Consider the following 2,270-nt stretch of genomic DNA (forward strand, 5'->3'; position numbering starts at 1 on the left):
GCCTCAGTTAACGAGGCTATGTGTTGATTAAGTTTAGAAAGTGCCCCTTACACCCACTAAAAACTGGCGACCTGATGAAAGGTTTTCGTAAGGGCGTGGCGTGTAAATATCATTCCACATATCTTGTTTTTCATCTGTTAAATTAACGGCTTCAAATGAAACACTCATTTTCTCTGTTAACTTGTAGCGGGCAGAGAAATTAAGCTTCGCCTTTGCATCATAACCACGCACAAAGGTTGATTCATCTTTATATTCGTCTAAATATTGTTTGTTATAGCCACTTCGGTAGTTATAAGAAAAACGAGCCGACCAATCGTCTACTTGATAGTACAAGGTTATGTTGTATGTGTTCTTTGATGTTTCTTCTTCTACTAAGTTAAGTTGCGTGCCATAAAATGGGTCTTCTATATCACGTGTATAATCAATATAGGTGTAGTTAGTTTGTAAACCTAAGGCATTAAATGGTTCAGGCAAGAAGGTAAAAGGCTGTTGATAAATAAATTCTGCGCCCCACATGCCTTCAGCATCGGTATTGACAAGTTGCGATACTTGCCAAGTCACAGTGCTAGGATCTGTGTCGCCAAGGTCGATACCAAGTCTATCAAGATCGGCTTGTGATAAAACTTGCTCAGAACTTGCTTTTGTTAAACCCGAAATATTTTTATAAAACAGTGATGTTGCAAGCAGCGATTCTTCAGCAAAGTACCACTCTAAACCAACATCATATTGTTTCGCTTTATAAGGCTTGAGTGACGGGCCTGCACCCATCTTAATTGTCGCTGATGGATCATCAATACTCGGCGTATTAATACTGATTGAAGAACGTAAATCAGATAATTTTGGGCGAGTAATTGCGTGTGAATAACTAAAGCGACCGACTAAGTCCTCAGTGATATCGTAAGCAAGGTTTAATGATGGCAGCCATTCATCTCCTTCACTCACAGACTCACGCCAACCATAACCTGCAGCATAGTTTGCACCGTCGCCACGTCCCGCAGTGAAACCATCTTTGTAAATATGATCTAAATTTACGATACGACTGGTGTTTTTGTTATCAACATAACGCACACCAACATTACCACGTAGCTCTTTATCAAATATGTAGTTTCTGAAATCTAACTGGACAAATGCTGTAGCAACTTCTTCTTTAATATAATAAGTGCGTCTAAAATCTTCTTTGGCTTGAAAAAAGTCTGCCCCAGCAAAGGCGTTGTACATGGCATTATAATCAGGTGCTAACCAAGTACTACTGTTAAGCGTTGATGAACCAGGAATTGAAGCGTTGTTACCAAAACTTACACCTTGTTTATCTAAAGTGGTATTAAACAAGCTGCCATCAATTTGGGCTGCATCTAGCGATATAACACGCTCTTCTGCTATTGCGCCTGATGTTTTGTTTGTTTCTCTATTGATGTCTTTCCAGTTATTTAAATTATATTGTTGTTCTGTTTCAAAACTACGCTGACCAACACCAAACTTAACCGTATATTCATCGTTAATCTCGTATGTAAAATCAACTCTAATAGTTTTGTTTTCACTTTCAATTGTTTGCGAGCGATTACGTACTAAACCAGCGGTGTAATTAGTTGGATCTGTCATCACCGACGCTATTTCATCTTTACTATAATTCCCGCCAGGTGCCTGACCTGCGGCAAATGCAAATGATGGCATATTAGTGTTTAACTCACCGCTACCAATCGCTTGTCCGCCCGGGTTATTAATTAATGATAATGGGTCTATATTACTATCAAAACTATAGGCCACGGTAGATTGATTACTATCTAGGGCAAAGGTGGTCATATTCGGAATGTCTAAATCTGATTTACCTTGGCCTATTAGGAAGTTCATTTTAAAACGATCGTTAATAAACCAATTTCCAGTAAAGCTAACTTGATCAAAAGTTGATTCAGATGTATCTTTGCGTGTTTCTGAACGGATAATGGCGTTTGAATATGCACCTGCGACTATGGTGTTGTTGGCATCGACATAAATGTTTTCAGGGACGATATCTTTTTGATCTCGTAATAATACTTCGTAGTGATATTCTTCAGAATCATTATCCAAGCTTGCATGCAACACATCTAAGTTGAATGAGAGATCATCAGTAGGCGCATATTGAAAAGCAATTGTTGCACCAAGACGTTTTTGTTGTTTTGAATACAATGAATAGCGAGGAATACGCGGTAAATATAATCCATCTAAATTTTCATTGGTGTAATTCCCGTTTGGCATTAGTAATGTTTTCAGTGCTACGGTAAGATAATTTGAGC

1 protein-coding gene is annotated in these 2,270 nt (G+C 38.4%); it reads right to left on the reverse strand.

Annotated elements, in window-relative coordinates; genetic code table 11:
- Positions 1-33 precede the first annotated feature (33 nt).
- The coding region (locus H5232_RS22965) for a TonB-dependent receptor (RefSeq protein WP_182831612.1) at positions 34-2,270 on the reverse strand (2,237 nt) is incomplete at its 5' end.

The sequence above is a fragment of the Pseudoalteromonas sp. SG41-5 genome (assembly GCF_014164495.1).
Taxonomy (GTDB): domain Bacteria; phylum Pseudomonadota; class Gammaproteobacteria; order Enterobacterales; family Alteromonadaceae; genus Pseudoalteromonas; species Pseudoalteromonas rhizosphaerae.